Source organism: Mycobacterium simulans, from assembly GCF_900232995.1.
GTDB lineage: Bacteria > Actinomycetota > Actinomycetes > Mycobacteriales > Mycobacteriaceae > Mycobacterium > Mycobacterium simulans.
In genome coordinates this window covers 642903-663705 of the sequence record NZ_OCVX01000005.1, presented here as the reverse complement: position 1 = coordinate 663705, position 20803 = coordinate 642903, and the positions used below count along the sequence as shown (strand labels likewise).

Sequence of the window (20803 nt, the reverse complement as noted above, 5' to 3'; positions counted from 1 at the left end):
CTCCTGCACGTGCGCTCGTCACGCGGGTGGCTGATGCCAAAGCACGCATCGCACCAGCGATTCACACCACCCCGGCGACCGTATTTCGACGTCGAGGCCCACACTGCGTGCCGACGCCCCCCGTTCATGCGCCGCGGCCGGTGTCGCCGCGATTTTCCGACTTAAGGGCAGACCGGAGACCGCGGCCGCGGCGATCGTTGGATCATCGGTAAAGTCAACGATCAATTCTCCCGATATTGGGGGCCTGGGCTGTAGGTCAAGGACCTCATGGCCTACTTTGGCATCAAGCGCGGCGCATCGCGACGCGCCGAAACTCTGTAGCGCGCTGGTGGATTCGAGTGCAGGACAAGCGACATGCACCGTACACCCGCGCTTGAGGGCTGCAGACGCTACCTGAAGGAGCGGCTCGTCGCCAGCTCCGGTGCGATCTTCGGCGCCGGATCCACACACATCGCTAGCCGCCACTCGGTCCAGTCGGATACGTTGGAGCGCAATGATCGTCGAACGGCAGAGCATTGTCGATGCGCCAGTCGAGCAGGTGCGGGCCGGCGTGGTCACACCCGACGGCGTCAATAACCGGCCGCCGCGGCTGCGGCGCCGAAAGAAGGAACCATGAGCATCGGTTTCAAGACAATCGCATTCAGTCTGTTGGGGCTTGTCTTCTTCGGCGTGCTGTTGTTCTTGCCCGCAGGCACGTTCAATTACTGGCAGGCTTGGGTTTTCATCGCCGTGTTCTCCCTCACGACGGCCTGGCCCAGCATCTATTGGGCCAAGAAGAAGCCCGAGGTTCTGCAGCGACGGATGAGCTCCGGCCCCATGGCGGAAACCCGGCCCGCGCAGAAGATCATCGTCCTCGGGCTACAACAGTGGTTCGCGGGGCTTCTGGTGGTCAGTGCGTTCGACTACCGGTTTGGTTGGTCGAACGTGCCGGTACCGGTCGTCGTGCTCGGCGATGTGCTGGTAGTGATTGGCCTCGGCATCTCCCTGTTTGTGGTGGAACAGAACAGCTTTGCGGCCGCCAACATCAGGATCGAGACGGAGCAGCAGCTGGTGTCCACGGGACTGTATGGGCTGGTGCGCCATCCCATGTATTCCGGAGCGCTCATCATGGCGGTCGGCATTCCGCTTGCGCTGGGCTCCTATTGGGGGCTTGTCCTCCTCATCCTGGGCGTGATCGTTCTTGTCTTCCGAATCCTCGATGAGGAGAAGGCGCTCAGGCAGGAATTGCCCGGATACGTCGAATACATGCAGCAGGTGCGCCACCGGCTAGTGCCATATGTCTGGTAGAGCGCACGTCGCGAGCCGCTTCTGATCATCAAGAGGAAAGAGGCGGCGGCCGATAAGCCTTGGCGCATCCGTTTGGGCCAGATGATGCCGCTACCAACGGAACGGCCCTGAGGGACCTCTCCGGGAGCACGATCGCAGTGGCAACGACTTGGCCGGAATCCTGCGAGCGGCTGACTCGAAGCTATTTACGCCGGCGTCGCGTCTCAGAAAGAATCAATGTCGCCGAACAAGCGAAACACCAGCGCGGAGAACGACGAGCGCGCCGACGATAAGCACGGGGCCCAGTGGGAGGACGGCAACATGGCGAGTGACCAAGACTGGAGCACACCCGCGGCTGTAGCGATCCCTAGAGAGGGCTACTTCGAACTCGAGCGCGGCCGATACGGCCCGATCTTTCCGAGGACGCCCGCATGCTATGGATTTTCCATCATCGCAAAGGTCAAGGAGGGCCGCGAGGAGGCCGTCCGCGCTTACGGCAAGCAGATCGAGGAAGCGATCAAGAGCAGTCCCGATGTGCTCGCGCCGCTGCGCCTGCATTACCTGCGCTGGGTGCTCTTCGACGTGGGATCGGGGCTGCACTTCCAGTATCAGGGGATTTTCGACACCGACTTCGACAAGTACACCGAGGACGCGGTGCAGCTGTTCAGCCAGACCGGCATCACGACCGTGTTCACGAACCTCGAGGGGTTTCCGGAGGACTGGAAAGAAAACCCGGCGGCGTTCGTCAAGTTCGTACGTGACCATCAGTGTCCAAGTTTTCTGGAGTACGGCGAATACCCGTTCGTCACCGCCGACGAGATCAAGAAAGCGCTGCGCTTGAAAGCGGCGTTCCAGACGATGCTGGATCAGATGCAGTGACACCCGCCGAAGCGTCCCAGCTTGAGCTCGATGACATCCAGCACATCCTGCTGACCCGAACTCCGGCCATGACCGGGCGCTACGAGTTCCTGTCGTTCGACAACCCCGCCGGCGCCCGAGCGTGGCTGTCCGAGCTCATTCCCGTCGTGGAATCCGCTGCAACGGCGCCGGTTACGGTCGACAGCACCCGGCGGTGGGTCACGCTGGCGTTCACCTGGAATGGCCTTCGGGCGCTGGGAGTTTCCGACGTATCGCTGGCAACGTTCCCCGACGCATTTCGCGAGGGCATGGCGGCCCGCGCGGATATCCTTGGAGACACTGGGATGAGCCACCCCGACAACTGGGTCGGCGGACTCGCGGGAGATGACCTGCACGCGATCGCAATCCTGTTCGCCCGCGATGACGGCGAACACGCCAGGGCCACCGGGGTGCACGACGAGCTCGTGGCCCGTTGTGACGGTGTGCGTAGATTGTCGTTTCTCGACCTGAATGCGACGCCGCCGTTCAACTACGCCCATGACCATTTCGGATTCCGGGACCGCTTGTCGCAGCCGGTGATCGAAGGTTCAGGCGAAGAACCGACGCCGGGCTCGGGGGCGCCGCTGAAGCCGGGTGAGTTCATTCTCGGCTATCCCGACGAGAATGGACCCGTCGCCAACCTCCCCCAACCGGATGTGCTCTCGCGCAATGGAAGCTACATGGCATACCGCCGGCTTCAGGAACACGTTTCCCTATTCCGGGGCTACATCAGGGACAATGCGCACAGCCCAGAAGCAGAGGAATTGCTGGCCGCCAAGTTCATGGGGCGCTGGCGCAGCGGCGCCCCACTCGTGCTCGCTCCGGAGCAGGATGATCCGGATCTCGGCGCAGATCCGATGCGCAACAACAACTTCAACTACAAGGAGATGGACCCGCACGGGTACGCCTGCCCGTTGGGGTCACACGCCAGGCGTCTCAATCCGCGGGACACCGCACACTACGTGAACAGGCGCAGGATGATTCGACGCGGCGCCACCTACGGTCCCGCGCTGCCCGAGGGTGCTCCCGATGACGGCGTGGAGCGTGGTATCGCAGCATTCATCATCTGTGCGGATCTGGTTCGTCAGTTTGAGTTCGCCCAGAACGTGTGGATCAACGACCGCACCTTTCATGAGCTTGGCAACGAGCACGACCCGATTTGCGGAACACAAGACGGCACAATGGATTTCGCAATTCCCAAGAGGCCGATCCGCAAGATCCTCAAGGGATTGCCGGCGTTCACGACCCTCAAGGGTGGAGCGTACTTCTTTGTGCCAGGCATCAACGCGATGCGATATCTCGCGGGGCTCAACTGATCAGCAAGGATTCACCATGAGCACACTGCCCGCCGCCCGGACATACAACCAAAGTCACACTCGGCGCCCACACACCGGCGGGCGACGCATCAGCATTTACTGGACGTGGAGCTACCCGTGGGAGTCTCAGCGCGATCCGGCCGAAATCTATAACCGCTTCTCAACGATGACCGAGGTCCGCAACGCGGCGTGGCCAGCGTACGAAACACCGGAATACGACGCGGCGCATTTCCTGCAAGGCATTGCCGGCACCTTGGAGTTGTTCCACCGCTCGACGCTGGCATTTCAGGAGCTTGCGGGTGAAGCAACGGGCCATCGGGTAGCGGTGTTCCAACGTGTCGACCAGGCTGGATACAAGCTGCATATCGACGAACGGGTACTGGCTGACACTGACACCCTGATGGTTTTTGGCCTCGATCATGTGGCCGGCGAAGCAGAAGCAGCGGCGGAAGAAGTCGCGGCCATTCGGGAATGGCTGAAACGGGAAGACACGTGCCTGCTCTTGGCTCCGCACCACGACGTCGGATTCACCGACGACACCGCGCAGCGACAGATCGAATTCCTTCACCACGGTGATCCTCTGGTCCCGCGGCAACAGCGGTTCACGGCGTACACCCGCTCGTTGATGAAGTCGTTGGATGTTCCCGTTCACAACACCTGGGGACTACGCCCTGCCGTTGTCGAGGGCACCAACGACATCGCGCCGCTCACCGGCTTCCGCGATCTGGACGCGCCGAGACTGCTCGACAACGTCACGACGTTCAACTTTCATCCGCATCTGCCGCACTACCAATTGACCGCTCCGGAAAGCGATTCGCTCCGCGTTCTCGGCAGGCAACCTGTCGATGTGAAGCGGCCCCATCCATTTATCGAGGCGGGCAACACCGAGTTCAATGCGCTGATTTGGATGCCGCCGTCCGGTGAGCGGGCTGGCGACATCGTGCTCGTTGACTCCACGAACTTCACGACACTCTTCGGCGGCACCGACAGTCTCAAGAACTTCTGGCACAACCTAGCCACGATGAAACGAACGGGTGTGGTCTAACCGCTGTGGTGCTGGTCGGCTTCACGGCGGGATGGACCTATGCGCCGTCGACTTCTTCTACCCTGCAAACGACGAAACTCCGCGCCATCGCTGAGCCACTCGGCCGGCTGAGATCGACCAGCGGCGCACGGGCCACTAAACTTCCGAAATCATGGCCATCCGGCGTGCCGTTCTGCTCATTGCCGACATCGGTGGATACACGCAGTACATGAGTTGGAACCGGATGCACCTGGCCCATGCGCAGCAAGCGGTGGCCGGACTGCTGGAGGCGGTCATCGACACCGGTAAAGGCCTCAAGCTGGCCAAGCTTGAGGGCGATGCCGCCTTCTTCTGGGCGCCAGACGGAGATGCCCGACTAGTGTGCGAACGGCTGCCGGCGATGCGGCGGTCGTTTGTGGCGCGGCGCGAGCGGTATAAAAAAGACGCCATCTGTGACTGCCGAAGCTGCGAACAATTGGGCCAGCTGTCCTTGAAATTCGTCACGCACGTCGGCGAGGTAGCCGAGCAAAAGGTGAAGCGCCGCATCGAGCTCGCTGGTGTCGACGTCATCTTGGTCCATCGCATGCTGAAAAACTCGGTGCCCATACCGGAGTACGTGCTAATGACCGACGTCGTTGCAGAGTGTCTCGACGATTCGATGCGCCAGCTGTCAAAGCCGCTGATCCACGATTTCGAGGGCATCGGCGAGACATCGACTTTCTACCTCGATCTTTCGACGTACGAGGCGTCGGACGTGGAGCCAGCCCTCGGCGCCCTCGGCCGGTTGACGGCGAAGCTGAACCTCCAGATGAAGTCGTTGCCGTTTGTTACCGGCTTGAAGAAGCCCGCGGCAGGTTTCCGCAATCTGGGCCGTGGCAGGCGGGAAGAGCTGCCGGCTTGAGCCAACCAGGCCCAGGGGCCCTGCTTCGCGAAATGTTCGACCAGATGGTCGTGGCCAAGAACGCTGGGCTCGTTGAGCGCTATTACGACCCCGACTTCGTCATGTACTCCGACGGACTGCGTCAGACCTTCGCCGAGTTTCGCGATAGCCACCGCGAGATCTACGCTACGGCCATCCGCTACGCCGTCGAGTACGACGAGCAGGCGTGGGTGGAGACCACCGATAAGGTCGCCTGTCGCGTGTGGATCACCACGTCGCGGCCCGGCGAAAAGCCGACCCGAATCGAAGTGGTGCTCATCGCGGCTTACCGCAACGGGCGAATACATCGGATCTGGGAAACGACCTGGCCGAGCTGGCGCGATCTAGCCGCATTCGAAAGTTACTGAATATCAACGCAATCGGCGCATCAGTTCGGCGGCCGCATATCGCCCGCTGAGCAGTGCACCGTGCACCGTTGCGGGATTGTCCACCCCGACGGCCTCACCGGCCAGATAAAGCCGGTCGCTAACGGGTTCCTGCAGTCGGCGACGGTCGTCAAGGCCGGATCCGGGCGCATGGAATGAGTACGCGCCGAGCGCAAAGGGATCCACGGTCCAACTCGACGATTTGATCGCCACCGGCGCGATGTCGCTGCCGAACAGTTGTCGTGCGATGGGCAGCGCGCTGGCCATCAACTCACTAGGTGCGGCTGACTCCACGTATCGGCCTCGATGACCGGCGTTGAAAGCCAACACAATCGGCCCCGCGGCGGTCGGCAAGCTGAACCACTGTGCCCACATGCCGTCGTCGGACCCCAGGAATTGGTAGAAAGAGTTGGCCACGTCCCAGGTTCGCCGGTCGAAGCGGAAGTAGCTCTTGGCTAGCACGCCAAATCCCAACGCACGCACCGCGTGGGCGTGTCCGTCGGGAAGCGGCGGATCGAAGGCGATCGCACCGGATTTCAGCACGCCCAGCGGAACGGTGACGATCGCGGCAGGGCCTTCGAACGACTGGCTTTCGGCCCGCACGGTAACGGAGTTGCCATGCCGCACAATGGCGTTGACGGCTGTGTTGAGGACGACTTGGAGCCCGTCGGCGAGTAACCGCGGTATGGCGTCGTAGCCGCTGCTGATAGCAAGCTGCGGCCCACCCGTGTAGTTGCCCATGTCAAACGTCGTGGCGGAGAGTTGGTTCGCATCGGCGGCGTACTCCTCCTCGATCTCGGTGTTGACATAGAAGGCCAACTCGGCGCGCTCGGTATCGGAGAGGTCTTCGCGATTGGCAGCGGCGTCGACCGCGGCGGCCAGGGACCCGCCGTCGACCTCGTAGCGGGCCTCCGCCACGAAACGCCGCCACTTGGTTTCGTCGTAACTGATGGACGGCAGCCCGGGGTCGACCGCCAGCTTCGTCCAGCTGTAGTAGTCGGTGGGACTGGTCTGCGCCTGCACTTTCTCGGCCAGCTCCACGAGCGGGTTGTTGGTCGCGCCGTGGATCCAGGACGCGCCCATTTCCAACGGCAGCCCCCAGTCGCGGTTGGTGTTCACTCGGCCACCGATTCGGTTGCGGGCTTCGATCAATCGCACGGGCCACCCCGCGTCGGCCAGGCTGCGGGCTGCGGACAACCCCGCCATGCCAGCGCCGACGACGAGGACGGACTTGGTGTCGGGTGGTGCCGGCTGTGGTGATGGTGCGGGGAGTGGCTGCCGACGCGCCGACGTGCAGGCCGCCAGCCCCGCGCTGGTTAGGATCGCCGTTGCCGCCAGGAACGCCCGACGGGATATCTGGCACACGCGTGTCAGCTTCTCATATGCTCCACAGCACCAACCTGTGCTTTGTCCAGCGTTTTGACACGTCAAACTTTGGCGAAATTGACCGGGTTCGCCGTTACGGTCATGTAAACTCGCGACAACCGGAGGGCGGCAATGGGGCCGTGTTCGAGGGGGGAGCGGTTATGAGTGCTCGAAAGACCACCCGTGGTGGTCCGCGCGGCCAGGTGCCCGAGGCTCTGCCGCCAAGCCGCACCCTGACCGTCCGTGCCGCCGACGGCACCCCACTGCACACTCAAGTGTTCGGGCCGCCCGATGGCTACCCGATTGTGTTGACGCACGGCATCGTGTGCGCGGTCCGGGCGTGGGCCTACCAGATTGCCGACCTGGCCACCGACTACCGCGTGATCGCATTCGACCATCGCGGCCACGGACAAAGCGGCATCCCGAGGCGGGGCGGCTACAGTCTCAAACACCTTGCGTCCGATCTCGATTCGGTACTGGACGCGACATTGGCCCCGCGTGAGCGTGCGGTGATCGTCGGCCACTCGATGGGCGGCATCACCATTGCCGCCTGGTCGGAACACTACCGCCGCAAGGTTGCCCGGCGTGCGGACGCCATCGCGCTAATCAACACCACCACGGGGGACCTGGTGCGCAAGGTGCAGCTGCTGCCGGTGCCACGGGGGTTGTCGCCGGTTCGGGTCTTGGCGGCCCGGAGTTTGATCAACGCGCTTGGCGGGGTTCCGCTTCCGGATGCGGTCCGTATTCCGGCTCGCTACCTGGTCGCGATGTTGGCGGTCGCGGCCGACGCCGATCCGAGTGCCGCAAATCTGGTCTACGAGCTGTTCGTGCAGACATCGCCGGTGGGTCGGGGTGGCTGCGCGCGGATGCTCGTCGAAGAATTGGGATCGCGGTACCTCAACCTGGAAGGTCTGACGGTGCCGACCCTGGTCATCGGCAGTGAACGTGATCGGCTGACACCAATCAGCCAGTCCCGCAGGATCGCAGCCACCGCACCCAATGTCGTCGGGCTTGTGGAATTGCCCGGCGGGCATTGCTCGATGCTGGAACAGCCGCAAGCGGTGAACAGCCAACTGCGTGCACTCGCCGAATCGGTGACCCGGCACGCGCGGGTCCGTCGCATCAGCTCATAGCAGGGCGGCGATCTCGGCGGCCGCCCGTTGGCCCGACCTCACGGCACCGTCGAAGTAACCGGTCCATTCGTCTGCGGTCTCGGTGCCGGCCCAGTGAATCGGTCCGACTGGCTCCCGTAACCACCGCCCGTATTTCGTCCACGACCCCGGCGGCACTGCGGCCGTCGGACCACCTGGTGCGAATCCATCTGTGCCCCAACGGTAATCGGCATAATCGAGGGGCTTGAGCGCTTCGTCGCCAAACAGTGTCGCGAAGCAGCGCAGCGCATCGCGGCGGCGCCGGTCGGTGGGCAGCGAGTCGAATGCGCGGGCATCGACAAACCCCAACAGGATGCCGGGCCCGTCGGCATGGGGACTGACATCGAAGGTGATGAACACCGGTCCCTGGTCGGACAAGGCCTGGCCGGAGAACCCGTTGGCTCGCCAGAACGGCGTCGAATAGGCCGCGTACACCTTGCTCAGGCGCCCCTGTGGCCAGTTCCTGGCGAGTTCCTGGTACTCCGGGGGCAGCGGGGGAGTGAACTCGATGACCGCGCGATGGGCCGGCGGGATCGCCACGATGACGAACCCGGCCTCGGCCTCGCCTTGATCGGAGGTGACGGTGACACCGGCGCCGTGCCGCTCGATGCGACGGACCGGTGCGTTGAGCACCACTCGGGCGCCGAGTTCGGCCGCCGCCAGCTCGGCGATCTGCTGTGTGCCGCCCGGGAAACGGTCCTGCTGGGCACCGTTCTCGACGTCGAGCAGTCGGTCCAGGCCGCCGGCGGCCCGGACGTAGCGGGCGGCGTGCAGCATCGACACGTCGTCGAGTTCACACCCCCATGTCACCCTGGCCATGATGCCCATCAGGTCGCGCGATGAGGCGGTCGCGTGCACCAAGCGCAACCACTGACCGAGCGACACGCCGTCGAGCTGCCGGGCTCGCGGCGCATCCCAGGGCGCGGAGATGGGGACGCTGCGGGAAATTCTTTCGAATTGCCAACGCAACCGCGCGATGTCGAGCAGCGCGGGCAGCGAAAGCCTGGGGACGGTGCCGCGGTAGACTCGCGCACCACCGCGCCACTGGATCACGTTCTTGCCGTTGTGATGGGTCGGGGTGGTCACGACCTGGAGCTCGGCGGCCAGCGCCAGGACCGCGTCCTGGGTCGGGCCAACGAACGAGCCGCCCATATCGGCTGGCAAACCAGCGACGCTACCGGTGAAGGAGCGGCCACCCACACGGTCACGGCCCTCCAGTACCAGCACGTCATGGCCCTGTCGCGTCAGCTCGCGGGCCGCGGATAGCCCGGCAAAGCCGGCGCCCACCACCACAACGTCGACAGTCCACGGCGGGTTTGTCACGTCCCTTAGTCAACCCCATTTCGTCGGCTCTCCGTAGGAAAACTTTTGATCGCCGGTGTTCCCATCGTCAGCCAGGCAGTTCGCGACGAGTCGATCGGGTGTGAATCCTGGCCTTTGAGGGTGAATTCTGGGCGCTGCAACCGGCCGGATCCCGCCCTGGATACACGCTGAAAGCCGTGAGTTCACACTCGATCTCGAGGCCCCGAGCGAGCATATCGAAAACCCCAGGGCCTAAGCCCAATTGGCCCGCAAGTCAGCCCACCGTTGGCTGCACCGAAGGTGCGCAGCAGTACGCCTGCGGCGATGGTCGCGCAGTACGCACTGACGGTGCGCGCGCGTGACCGATGCGGAACAGCATCATTGGCAAACGCCCCGGTGCCAAACCTTTCCAGCCGTCAGCAAGTTCCGAGCGCACGTTGGGTGATACCCACTCGCAGTCCGGCAAAGCAAGCAATGCGGAACCCGCGAGGGGCTGCAGGGCCATGCCCAGCAGTGTCGTTCGCAGCCAGATGCGCTCGAAAGCGGCGCCGGCGGCGATCGGACCCGCTTCGGTATCGAGTGACGTGGTCAAAGCACCCACGTGAGGCGCCAAACGGCAGGGTAGGTAGCCAGCGCGCAGTCCGAGCGCATGGTGCATTCCTACTCTCTGTAGCAGGCGCATGACATGCCAATGCCTCAGTGACCGGAACATCGGCCGCATCCAGCGCTCAATCTCCAGGGAGCCGGGCGGCAGCCCGTCGTCTGAAGTTGCTTTCCAGCCAACGTCGAAGCGCACTGCGGAGAAGAGCTCTTCGTGAAGCTCACGGCACCGGAAACGATCGGTTTCGGCAATTCTGACCAACCGCAGGATCTGTGCCCTCTTCTCGGGGGAGTCAAGCCAGTGCAGCTCGACACCGTCGATGCCGTTGACTTCAGCCGACAGGGCGTGCAATTCACTCTGCGCCAGCGCCGGTCCGTGGAACATCATGCGACGAGTCGTGTGCCGTTGCGCGATAGCTGCTTCTAGCGGATCCGTTGTTGTCGACGGAACGCGGTGAAAGTCAATTTCCGCAAGCAGCCCGGCCGAGTCTTGGCTGGGAAACCATCGCACCTCCATGTTGAAACCAAGACGTGCGGCGCGCAGCCGCATGTTTTCGGCGGCGGCGCCGATCGACACCAGCCCCAGGATGCGGCGTTGTTTCGGTCCTGACACGTAGGTTTCGTCACCCCAGACCCGCACCACACTTCCCGAATGTTCGAGCTGGAATGTCTGCCTGTTGTCCGCGGAGGGCGCAAGCATCGCCGCCTCTACCAGCGACATAAATTCACTCGAATCCAATTCCGTCATATCCCTGTCACCCCGTTTGGATCGCGCTGTTCGATTGATTGATGAAGTTGAGTAGCCGACGACGCTTCAATCTCTGCAAAGGATGCCGATTGCCTCCCCGCAGGCGCTTGCGGACATAGATGCCGCGATAGGCATCGAACTGATGAAAGTAGGGGGCCGAGTAAATGCGTCCACGCCCGAGCAGGATCTTCAGTACCTCGACCGCGACCACACCCGACGCCAGATGGCATGCGAGGCCTGCCGACGGTGCGGTGTGATTCTCGAGATCGATGTAGGACAAATCCATATAGGGTCGATGTGTCGACGACGGCGCCGCTCCGGCCACGAAGGCGACGAATTTCTCCACCGCGCTCATCTGATCGGAGAGATCGTAGTACCGATCGAACGTCATACCCGTGGGATCGAAAACCGACCAGGCGGTGCTGAACCCAAACGGACCGGCGCCCAGTGCGTAGATCCCGCGTTGTTGCGCTTTGCGATACAGCAGGCGGCGCAGATCGATTTCGAATGCGTCGATGGCGTCCACGAAAACGTCGGCGCCCTCGATAAAGCTCGCCGCGTTCTCGGGCCCGATAGGTTTGCAGTAGACGCGAATGTCTGCCCCGGGGTTGATATTGAGGACGACATCGCGCATGACTTCTGCCTTGAGGTGGCCTTCTGTCGAACGCGTCGCACCGTACTGTCGATTCATGTTGCGCAGTTCAAACACATCCGGATCGGCGATGGTGAATTTTCCTATCCCCAATCTCGCAAGCGCAACCAAATCCACACCGCCCACTCCGCCTAGCCCAGCGATGGCGACGCGGCTCTGCCGAAGGCGCTGTTGTTCGCTCGGGCTAATCAACCCGAGGTTGCGTGAAAAAGCTTCTTCGTAGGACCATTCCGCGCTTGCCGGCAGTGTTCCGGTGATGGCGAATTCTGCGTCCTGAAACATTTTGTGTCGATCCTTTCAATGGCGGACCTGGACGCGAGCCCAGATCGGGCCGTCGGCGATGATCGTGAACGGCGCGGTCAGCGGGAAATCTGTGTGCAACGAGTGCACGGCGGCGCGCCGGATGAATGTCGCAAGACCGAGCGTGGCCTCCAGCATGGCGAAATGGTCACCGATACACGACCGTGGGCCGGCGCCGAATGGTATGTATTGCCAACGACTGTGGTCTTTCATGTGCTGCGGACTGAACCGGTCCGGGTCGAATGTCGACGGCCGGTCCCACAGTGTCGGATCCCGATGCACTGCCATGCGCCCGAATGCGACCAACGTTCCGGCTTCCACTCGGTAGCCGGCGATTTCGACATCACGCGTGGCCATTCGCGTCCCGGTGGCGCCCGGTGGACACATTCGCAGGGCCTCCATGAGCACTTGCCCGGTGTAGGGCAGCCGCGGTATGTCCTGCGGCCTCAATTGCCGGTCCGGCAGCTTGGCGACCTCGGCGGCGACGCGACTCTGAATCTCCGGATGACGGCCGAGCTGCCACATCGCGTAAGCCAGTGTTGTCGCGGTGGTGTCATGACCGGCGAACAAAAAAAGGATCAGCTCCGCGGCAATGTCACCGTCGGAAAGGCGCTTCTTGGTGAGCGGGTCTTTGGCCTCGATCAACGCCTGCACCAGGGGCGCGTCCGTATCTGGGCGTGCGCGACATTCCCGCAGGATGGTCCTGGCCAGCCGGTGGAGTGTGGCCGCGGCGGCGCGGGCTCGGCGGCGCGCGGGCGTCGGCAACCAGGCAGGGGCCCGCAGGGGATGCAATGCCCGGCTCACCACATAGGTCAGCGCCGTTCGCAGCGGCTCGGTGACCTCAGCGACGTGCTCGGTCAGGTCCATCCCCAGCACTGCCCGCCCCAGAGCGCGCATCGTCAACTTGCGGCATTCCGTATCCAGGTTGATCGTGTGCCCGTCCTGCCAGGACGACGAGACCGACTCGGCGGCCTCGGCCATGTGTCCACCAAACCGCTGGACCTGTTGTTTGGTGAACACGGGTTGCAGCGTGCGCCGGCGGGGCAACCACAGTGCATGTGGCAAATCAAAGAGGTTGTCGCCCATCACCCGACGAAACTCCGACAGGACCCGGCTGGTTTTGTCGAGGGATCCGTCCCTGTTCGTGAGGATGTCGTGAATGGCTTCGGGTGAGGTGGCCACAACGATTGGTGGTATCAACCATTTTGGTCCCAAAGTGACCCGAGAAACCGGACCACCGGCGTCCCGCAGTTGATCGATGCCGGTGTGAAATGACCTGATCGCTCGTGCCCGCTGCCGGTATGGCAGAGGATTCTTCGGGGCCAGCGGCAGCAATGCCTTCTTGTCGTGCATGCGTCAGTGTGCTGCGAGTTCCGCAAACGCTTCTGGACACGCGATGCGCGAAGCGTCAAACCTCACATGCCACTCAGCCATCTGCGTCGCCAAGTCGCGCATTTCCTGCAGCATCTTCGTGAGCTGGGTGGGCTCGCAGAGTCGGGTGAATGTCCTGCGGTCCCACCACATGACTTTCGTGCGGTATCGGTCGCTGGGATAGGGTGCGGCGGGGATTTCAGCGGCCACAACGCCACCCGAGGTACGCCAGCGCTCCAACACATGAGCGGCCGCCGTGGCGAGAATGAAATTAACGTCCAGCAATGACAGCGTCGGAAACGCCACGCGGGCCAACGCTTTGGTTATCAACTGGCTGTAGTTCCGGTGGTCGGTCACCCACGCCGCCCTCATCTCCACTATTCCGAATGGCAGCCGTTCGGTGATCATCTTGCGAACCGCACCCTGATTGGGTTGGCCGACCCATTCAACGAGTGCATGCGCCTCCTCAGCGCTGCGTAGGGGACCCCTGACCCGTACGCCGCCCAGCACCCGCCCACCATCGTCTACGGCGGTATAGAAAAGCGTTGTGTCTCGCCCGTCGCGCATCTGCTCAAAATCGAGCGCACTCTCGACGCCGTATTTGCTGTAGCTGGCGAGTGCCCCAGATAGGTATTGCTCCCATAATTTCGGTTCGCACTCCGGTTGCGACAACACAATCGTGCAGCCAGTGTCCCGATCCAGCCAGTTGAAAGTCGCGGGCAAGTGATATGGCATCGTCTTCACGGCGCCCGGCATTGACAGGTCCATGATTTCGGAATCCCTAAGCAGAGGACCTGATAGCGGGACTGCCGACCTTCGCGGGAGCCCGGCGACCGGAGATCATGAGCAGCGGCGAATCAGGGATGCGACGAGAATCGTTGTCGATCAGATCGAGTCCGCTTGCGATGGCGCGAGCGTCTTCCATGTCGATCGAGCGACCCGCGACCCAGGTGCGAAACATTGCGAGCATTGGGCCACGCAGGAATCGCGGTGCTCGGTACCGGCAGACGAACGCGTAGGCATTGTCGAATGTCATGCTGCGATCAACCTCGACGATCAGCAACGGTCCTGCCGGTTTGAGCACCCGAACGCATTCAGCGAGGCCGGCATCGCGCGATGTCCAGTGTTTGATGGAGCCGTAACTGATCACACCGTCAAAGCTGTAGTCGTCGAATTGGAGATGGGTTGCGTCACCGAGTTGGAATTTCACCCGATCGCCGTAATCGTGCATGCGTTTGCTGGCCCGGCGAATCTGCGGCAGTGACAAATCGATACCGACGATGTTGATATCGGGTCGCTGATCGGCGATGTGCTTTGTGAATTGCGCGCCGCCGGATCCGACATCGAGGATGCGGGCTCCCGGCGGTAGGTGTTCCAGGAAGTGCTCGTCTATCACATAGCCGGTGTAAAGGACGGCCGGCGCCACGACGTTCTCGTAATACCACCCGTGCAACCACGACCACGTCGTGGTGTCGTTATTGAATGGCGGCAATGGTATCGGCATGGCAAAACGATCCCGGCCGCGTCACAGCGGCACCAGGGCAAATTCACTAAAGCTGGCGGAACGGGCGTTGCACAGTGCACCTATGCCCTGACACCAGGCCGTGTTATCGCGGCATCCTTGCCGTGGCCACAAAGTTACGGCGCGACCGTCAACCAGTCCTTGAATCCCGATGGGTCGTGGCGTCCCAACGCCCCGTGCTCGTAGAGACCCCAGCCCTCCACCGGGTCGGCGTCCCCATCCCGGCAGACCGCGCGACCCACGTGGTCGATCACACCGAAGCCCGACCGCGCGATGATCGCCGGATCGGTCATGTCGTAGGTCAACCGCTCGACGAACTTTTCACCCTTCCACATGCCGTGCAACCAGTCCGAATCGCCGCCGTAGCCGCCGCCGACGTGAATCGGCACCGGCAGCTTGGATTCCACGTCGAAGTGGACGGGGGTGCCGTCGGGCGCAGTCGCGTCGATGGTGGCGCCGGTTGGGATTCGGGTGCCGGAGCGGTAGTGGATCTTGACCCGAGGCCAGCCCAGCTGCTCGACACGGCCGTCGCGCCACACCCGCGTGCAGTCGTTGAGTGATCGGAAGCCGCTGGGCTCTTCCTGGATGATCAGCACGATGGCGAAGTTGTCGAACGCCATCGGCACGTACAGCCACCACATGCCCTCGAACGGCGGGTCGGCGGGCCGGCCCGCCGGTTCGGGCTCACCCCCCGGCCGAATCCCCCAGGAGCGGTCGCGGCTGCCGATCCACGTGGCGGGGTCGACGGCGATTTCCTCGCCGTCGACGACGATCCGTCCACTCCAGGTACCGAGCTGGGCGAATCGTTGTGCATCCAGCGTGACCCGGTTGCCCGACCGCAGCAGATGGGGCTGTTCCTGGACCACGTGGAATAGTCCCTCCCAGCTGAGATCGGCTGCGATGCCTTCGGTTTCGTCGAGGACCAGTCGCAATTTGCGCAGCGGCTCGATGACCTCGATCCGGTAGCCGTTGACGTGTTGGTGCAGCCGGTCCTGGTCAATGGCGTCCGAGAGGTGTACTGCGGTTTGGGTATCCCCGCGCCGGATGAGCAGGAACGCGTCCTTGACGCCGAGGTTGGGGTAGTAGCCGATGCCGCTGATGACGAAGATGTTCCCGGTGCGGTCGTGGGCGTTGAAGTAGGAGCGGTCGTAGAAGTTGCGGTCGGAAGAGCCCGGCCAAGCGATGGGTTGGGGTACCTGGTGTACCGGGTACTCGTCGAGCGGGCCAAGCATTTGCGGCATTAGCGCTCCTCTCCGATAAGACGCTTCATCAATCCGGCGTGATAGAACAGCGATTCCACATCGCCCGGTTTCTCGATCTCGCCGAAGTGCACCCGCCGCGCACTGGTGCGCATGAACACAATTGCCCACATGACGCCCGAATACACGTAAAACCAGTGCAGATCGCCGAGTTCCACGCCGGTGAGCCGCTCATAGGTGGCGCGCACGTGGTCCTCGCGCATCACCTCCGGCAACCCGGGCAACGTCGCTAAACCGGCCAGCTCTTCAAAGACCTTGTGCGCGTATATCATCCAGGCAACATCGAGCTCGCGCGGGCCGACGGTCACCATCTCCCAGTCCAGCACGGCGACCGGAGCGAAGTCGCGATACAGCACGTTGCCCACTCGGGCGTCGCCCCACAACAATACCGGCTCGCGTGCCGCCGGTTCGTCTGGCCAGTTGTCTAGCAGCCACTCGAAAGTCCGTTCCAGCAGCGGCGACCGACCGATATCCGGGACCGCGAAGTCGTACCAGGACTGCACCCAGCTGAAGTGCCGTCGCAGCGCGGTATCGCCGGCGAGGCCCTCATTCAAGAAGCCAAATACGTTCTCTGCGTTAGGAATCGAATGTAACTGCGCCAGCACCCCCACGGTGGTGTCCTGCAATTGGCGTTGGCATTCGGGGGGCGCATCGGCAAACCAGTTATTGCCGAAGGTGTAGGGCATGACGTCGGGCGGCACCACACCGTCGACGTAGTCCATCAGGAAGAAGGGCTTTCCCAACACCTCGCCGGTGGTCTCGATCCAGCGCACCTCGGGGACGGGGACATCGGTCAATTCGCCGACCTGCCGGATGACTTCGAATTGATGATCCAGCCGATAGGTTGGGAACACCGGCACGTCCGCGGCAGACGGTGCCACCCGGGCCACCAGCTTCTGCTCGGCCGGTTGGCCATCCTGTTCCCAACGAGCGGTCAAGATGATGGTTTCCGACGACATGCCCGTGGCGTCCACGCCGCTTTCCACGGTCACGTCGGGTATCGCGTTGCCGGGCAGCACCGTGGACAACCATCGCGACATCACCGCCGGCAGCATGGTGACATCACGGCTCGAGCGCTGCAGGCGGTCTACATTGTCGAGGGCCGGTTCTTTGGCCACGAGGCTTCCTTCGTGAAGTAATTACGATACGGTAGGTAGCGTTATGAAAGCAGACCCGTCCTCCGTTGACAAGGGGCCCGGCGCCGGACGGCCCCGCGATCCGCGCATAGACTCCGCGATCTTGTCGGCGACCACGGAACTGCTTGTGCAGATCGGCTATTCGAATCTCAGCTTGGCCGCCGTCGCCGAACGCGCTGGGACCACGAAATCCGCGCTGTACCGACGTTGGTCGAGCAAGGCCGAACTGGTGCACGAGGCTGCTTTCCCGGTTGCGCCCACGGCGCTGGAGGCTCCGGCCGGCGACTTCGCCGCTGATATCCGGATGATGATCGAGGCCACCCGCGATGTATTCACCACCCCGGTGGTGCGGGCCGCGCTGCCTGGTCTGGTCGCCGACATGACCGCCGACGCCGAGCTCAATGCCCGCGTACTTGCCCGCTTTGCCGACCTGTTTACCCTGGTGCGGATTCGGCTGCGTGAGGCGGTCGACCGCGGCGAGGCGCACCCGGACGTCGACCCCGACCGGTTGATCGAGTTGATCGGGGGAGCCACGATGCTGCGGATGTTGCTATCGCCGGACGACAAACTTGATGACACTTGGGTGGATCAGACCACCGCCATTCTCGTGCACGGAGTTACCCGATGAGACTTGCCGGGCGGGTCGCCATCGTCACCGGCGCCAGCCGCGGATTGGGCCGCGCGATCGCCTTGGCGCTGGCGGCAGAGGGCGCCGCGGTGGCGGTATCCGGACGCACCGAACAGGTGTGGGATGACCGGCTGCCTGGCACCATCGGCGAGACGGTCGCCGACATCGAGGCGGCGGGCGGACGAGCCGTGGCGGTCCGCGCCGATCTGACCGACCGAGAGGATGTCGCGCGGCTAGTTCAAGCCGCCCGAGATGCCTTGGGCCCCACCACAATTCTGGTGAACAACGCCGCATTCACCGCTCCTGGGCGCCCGCCGGCGCCTGGCGATCAGCCGCGAGCCAAACCCGCTAGATCGACTAGGCCGGGTTGGCCGGGGTTCGTGAGCACGCCGTTGGCCGCGTTTCGCCGGCATTTCGACATAGCAGTCTTCGCCGCCTATGAGTTGATGCAACTTACCTCGCCCGACATGATCGCCGCGGGTGGCGGCTCGATCATCAACATCACCTCGGTCGCATCCCGGCTGCCCGGCAGCGGGCCTTACGCCGACCGTAGCGGCGGCGTCCTGCCCGGCTACGGGGGCTCGAAGGCGGCACTCGAGCACCTCACCCAGTGCGTGGCGTTCGACCTGGCCGCCCACAACATCGCGGTAAACGTGCTGGCGCCGTCCAAGCCGATCCTCACCCCGGGGCTGTCCTATTACGCACGTGACTTCGATGACGTAGCAAGCGCCGACGAGTTCGCGCAGGCAGCGGTGCAGCTGGCGCGGGTAGACGCAGCCGTGGTCACCGGACGTGTGATCGGTCATCGTCAGGTGCTCGACGGCAGCTTCGCGCCCTTCACCGCCTGAATCGTCAAGCGGCGTGCAGGTCGATCAGCGTGACCGCAATGCCACTCTCGACTTTGCTGATCTCGACCATTGGGTAACCTGGTAGCGGTGGCGCGGTGGACTGGTGACAAGCGCCGGTTGGCATGACGTATTCAGCTGTGTGCCTGCCGTTTTCGATACCGGTGGTGACTCGCCAACCCGGTGATTCCTTGACGTAGTTGCAGCGCTCGCACAATCCGAGGCCATTGTCCGCCGTGGTGGGTCCCCCGCGACTGCGCGGCCGAGCGTGATCACGGTGTCGGATGGGAGCGTCGCAATAAGGGGTGCGGCCTGAGTGACCAGGATGCTCGCCACCCCGGCGGAGATTGGCCCATAGCCGTCGACCACCGCCGGGGCGGAGTCGTCCCCAAACAAGGTCGACCAAGTTATCGGCCATCACCTGACCTCGCGAACGGTCGTCGAACGTGGTGTCCGCGGCGCGGCGCCAGGCTGCAACGACCCCTACGCCCTGCGCGACCGGGAGCAAGGCGCTGATCCAGGTCATGGTGTCAGGGCCGGCCGTATCGTCACCGTGCGGTCGTTTTCGGCTTTCGCGGCACGGATCGAGCTCGAACATGTGTGTTCGAGCACAACTGAGCCCGGTGACAAGCTGGACCCGTGCTGCCCACCGCCGCTAGCCTTCGGCTATGAGGCGCATCACTGCCTCGCCCACGGGGCGCGTTACCGTCCTGATCGCTCTGTTGATCGTGGTTGCGGCCGCGCTGCGCGGCTATCTTCCGGCTCGCCACGGTTCACGGCTCGCGGAGGCGGGCGGCAATCGGGCGGCGTTGATGTTCATTGTCACGGCCATCGCCGCGACGCTCGCCATACTGGCGTTCTCCATCGTCACGCGGTTGCGGGATCCCCGCACGGTGGCGCCCAGCGTGGGCGATCTGTCCGACATGCTTGGCACCGGCAAGGGGCGGCCGAGTTGGCGCGCGCTATTGATCGGATTTGGGGTGATCCTGGCCTGGCTACTCATCGTGCTATTGCTTTCGCGACTATTCGCGCCACCCGAGGTCGTTCTCGAAGCCCCCACCCCGGATTCGGGCGCGCCGCCGTCGGTGAACGGCAACGCACCGCCGCCCCAGCCGCATCCGCAACACAGAAACGACAGGGACATGCTCGGCATCCTGATTGCGAGCACGCCGGTCCTCCTGATGATCGTCGCGGCCGGAGCGATCCTGTCCCGGCGGCGCCGGCGCACAGCTCTACCGGGCCTCGTCGCCAAAGATGACGTCGCAATCCCGCCGCCGCCCCCACCGCCAAGAAGTTCGGAATCACTGGCACGGGCAGCCGAAGTCGGACTGGCCGAGATCGCCGACCTTAGTCGCGAACCACGTCAAGCGATTATTGCGTGTTATGCGGCGATGGAACGTGAACTCGCCAATGTTCCCGGAGCTGCACCTCAGGACTTCGACACCCCAACCGAAGTCGTCGCCAGAGCCGTGGAACACCATGCGTTGCACGCCGATAACGCTGTCCAGCTGGTGGACCTGTTTACCGAGGCGCGATTTAGTCCGCATGTGATGAACGAGGGGCATCGCGAGGTTGCGGTGCGGATACTTCGGCTGGTTCTCGACGAGCTGGGCGCCCGGAGTCCGATATGAAAAAGCTTATAACACTGGGCGTTTGCCTCATGGTCGGAACAGAGCTATTAGCGCTGATACTGCAAGATCGCCGGTATGTGCTGGCTGCGGCGGGCGTCGCCTTGGCTATGGTGCTGCTCAACATTCGCCGAGTTCTGGGACATCCGAACGAACCCGTCGCCGAACCGGAGTCCGACGATCTGGGGGAGGGGTTGCGCCGCTGGCTGTCCAACACCGAAACGACAATCCGGTGGTCGGACTCTACCCGCGCGGACTGGGACCGGCACCTGCGCCCGATGCTTGCCCGGCGTTTCGAAATCGCCACCGGGCAACGGCATGCGAGAGATCCGGCGGCCTTTACTGCCACCGGCCAAATGTTGTTCGGCGCCGAACTATGGGAATGGGTCAACCCGAACAACGTCACGCATACCGGTGACCGCCAGCCCGGTCCCGGTCGTGGAGCCCTAGAAGAAATACTGCAAAAGTTAGAACAGGTATGACTCAGC

The 20803-nt window shown here is 63.4% G+C and carries 21 protein-coding genes and 1 pseudogene; 12 read left to right on the top strand and 10 right to left on the bottom strand.

Annotated elements, in window-relative coordinates:
* Positions 1-493: 493 nt before the first annotated feature.
* The 7 genes from MSIMFI_RS29045 to MSIMFI_RS21635 all read left to right on the top strand — a co-directional run bounded on the left by MSIMFI_RS29045 (position 494) and on the right by MSIMFI_RS21635 (position 5790).
* Positions 494-616 carry a hypothetical protein gene (locus tag MSIMFI_RS29045; protein WP_263597430.1) on the top strand — a complete coding sequence of 41 codons (123 nt, stop codon included), beginning with the start codon at positions 494-496 and terminating at the stop codon, positions 614-616.
* Complete coding sequence (locus MSIMFI_RS21660) at positions 613-1287, top strand: methyltransferase family protein (protein WP_191499054.1); 675 nt, start codon at positions 613-615, stop codon at positions 1285-1287. Before MSIMFI_RS29045 ends, MSIMFI_RS21660 begins: the two co-directional genes overlap by 4 nt.
* A gap of 300 nt (positions 1288-1587) precedes the next feature.
* Entirely contained in the window at positions 1588-2145 is a 558-nt protein-coding gene (locus MSIMFI_RS21655) for a hypothetical protein (protein WP_191499128.1), read from the top strand.
* Positions 2142-3479 carry a Dyp-type peroxidase gene (locus MSIMFI_RS21650; protein ID WP_396820532.1) on the top strand — a complete coding sequence of 446 codons (1338 nt, stop codon included), beginning with the start codon at positions 2142-2144 and terminating at the stop codon, positions 3477-3479. Before MSIMFI_RS21655 ends, MSIMFI_RS21650 begins: the two co-directional genes overlap by 4 nt.
* 16 nt (positions 3480-3495) lie before the next feature.
* Complete coding sequence (locus MSIMFI_RS21645; RefSeq protein ID WP_191499053.1) at positions 3496-4524, top strand: hypothetical protein; 1029 nt, start codon at positions 3496-3498, stop codon at positions 4522-4524.
* Between the two features lie 151 nt (positions 4525-4675).
* Positions 4676-5404 carry a DUF2652 domain-containing protein gene (locus MSIMFI_RS21640; protein WP_186242034.1) on the top strand — a complete coding sequence of 243 codons (729 nt, stop codon included), beginning with the start codon at positions 4676-4678 and terminating at the stop codon, positions 5402-5404.
* A gap of 32 nt (positions 5405-5436) precedes the next feature.
* A complete protein-coding gene (locus MSIMFI_RS21635) occupies positions 5437-5790 on the top strand; it encodes a nuclear transport factor 2 family protein (RefSeq protein WP_191499126.1) in 354 nt (117 codons plus the stop codon).
* Positions 5791-5793: 3 nt separating this feature from the next.
* On the opposite strand, the gene MSIMFI_RS21630 is transcribed toward MSIMFI_RS21635, so the two are convergent.
* Positions 5794-7173: a flavin monoamine oxidase family protein gene (locus MSIMFI_RS21630; protein WP_191499052.1), complete on the bottom strand. Its 1380-nt coding sequence runs from the start codon at positions 7171-7173 to the stop codon at positions 5794-5796.
* A gap of 161 nt (positions 7174-7334) precedes the next feature.
* Here MSIMFI_RS21630 and MSIMFI_RS21625 point away from each other — a divergent pair, with 161 nt between their 5' ends.
* On the top strand, positions 7335-8306 hold the full coding sequence (locus MSIMFI_RS21625; protein ID WP_191499051.1) for an alpha/beta fold hydrolase: 972 nt from the start codon (positions 7335-7337) through the stop codon (positions 8304-8306).
* Here MSIMFI_RS21625 and MSIMFI_RS21620 read toward each other — a convergent pair.
* The 8 genes from MSIMFI_RS21620 to MSIMFI_RS21585 form a co-directional block, all read right to left on the bottom strand.
* Positions 8301-9647, bottom strand: a complete 1347-nt coding sequence (locus tag MSIMFI_RS21620; RefSeq protein ID WP_191499050.1) for a flavin monoamine oxidase family protein — start codon at positions 9645-9647, stop codon at positions 8301-8303. The two genes, MSIMFI_RS21625 and MSIMFI_RS21620, sit on opposite strands and share 6 nt — an antisense overlap.
* A 253-nt stretch (positions 9648-9900) precedes the next feature.
* The gene (locus tag MSIMFI_RS21615) at positions 9901-10974 is read right to left on the bottom strand and encodes a nitroreductase family protein (protein WP_191499049.1); all 1074 of its coding nucleotides are present in this window, start codon (positions 10972-10974) and stop codon (positions 9901-9903) included.
* Positions 10975-10981: 7 nt separating this feature from the next.
* A complete protein-coding gene (locus MSIMFI_RS21610; protein ID WP_191499048.1) occupies positions 10982-11908 on the bottom strand; it encodes a ThiF family adenylyltransferase in 927 nt (308 codons plus the stop codon).
* 15 nt (positions 11909-11923) lie between these two features.
* Positions 11924-13279: a cytochrome P450 gene (locus tag MSIMFI_RS21605; protein WP_191499047.1), complete on the bottom strand. Its 1356-nt coding sequence runs from the start codon at positions 13277-13279 to the stop codon at positions 11924-11926.
* Between the two features lie 3 nt (positions 13280-13282).
* Entirely contained in the window at positions 13283-14065 is a 783-nt protein-coding gene (locus MSIMFI_RS21600) for a hypothetical protein (protein WP_191499046.1), read from the bottom strand.
* A 13-nt stretch (positions 14066-14078) separates the two neighbouring features.
* Positions 14079-14801 (bottom strand): class I SAM-dependent methyltransferase, encoded by a 723-nt coding sequence (locus tag MSIMFI_RS21595; protein ID WP_224770355.1) that lies wholly within the window; start codon positions 14799-14801, stop codon positions 14079-14081.
* A gap of 134 nt (positions 14802-14935) precedes the next feature.
* Positions 14936-16060 (bottom strand): hypothetical protein, encoded by a 1125-nt coding sequence (locus tag MSIMFI_RS21590; RefSeq protein ID WP_191499045.1) that lies wholly within the window; start codon positions 16058-16060, stop codon positions 14936-14938.
* Positions 16060-17196: a phosphotransferase family protein gene (locus MSIMFI_RS21585; RefSeq protein WP_191499044.1), complete on the bottom strand. Its 1137-nt coding sequence runs from the start codon at positions 17194-17196 to the stop codon at positions 16060-16062. Before MSIMFI_RS21585 ends, MSIMFI_RS21590 begins: the two co-directional genes overlap by 1 nt.
* Positions 17197-17239: 43 nt before the next feature.
* Between MSIMFI_RS21585 and MSIMFI_RS21580 the strand changes: the two genes are divergently transcribed.
* Entirely contained in the window at positions 17240-17842 is a 603-nt protein-coding gene (locus MSIMFI_RS21580; RefSeq protein WP_191499043.1) for a TetR/AcrR family transcriptional regulator, read from the top strand.
* Positions 17839-18690: an SDR family NAD(P)-dependent oxidoreductase gene (locus tag MSIMFI_RS21575; protein WP_191499042.1), complete on the top strand. Its 852-nt coding sequence runs from the start codon at positions 17839-17841 to the stop codon at positions 18688-18690. The genes MSIMFI_RS21580 and MSIMFI_RS21575 overlap by 4 nt, the downstream gene beginning before the upstream one ends.
* A 4-nt stretch (positions 18691-18694) precedes the next feature.
* Here MSIMFI_RS21575 and MSIMFI_RS21570 read toward each other — a convergent pair.
* Positions 18695-19269, bottom strand: a pseudogene (locus MSIMFI_RS21570) (HNH endonuclease); the annotation flags it as partial.
* Between the two features lie 86 nt (positions 19270-19355).
* Here MSIMFI_RS21570 and MSIMFI_RS21565 point away from each other — a divergent pair.
* Together MSIMFI_RS21565 and MSIMFI_RS21560 are read left to right on the top strand one after the other, a co-directional pair.
* The gene (locus MSIMFI_RS21565) at positions 19356-20318 is read left to right on the top strand and encodes a DUF4129 domain-containing protein (protein WP_191499041.1); all 963 of its coding nucleotides are present in this window, start codon (positions 19356-19358) and stop codon (positions 20316-20318) included.
* Positions 20315-20797 carry a hypothetical protein gene (locus MSIMFI_RS21560; protein WP_186242047.1) on the top strand — a complete coding sequence of 161 codons (483 nt, stop codon included), beginning with the start codon at positions 20315-20317 and terminating at the stop codon, positions 20795-20797. Before MSIMFI_RS21565 ends, MSIMFI_RS21560 begins: the two co-directional genes overlap by 4 nt.
* Positions 20798-20803 lie beyond the last annotated feature (6 nt).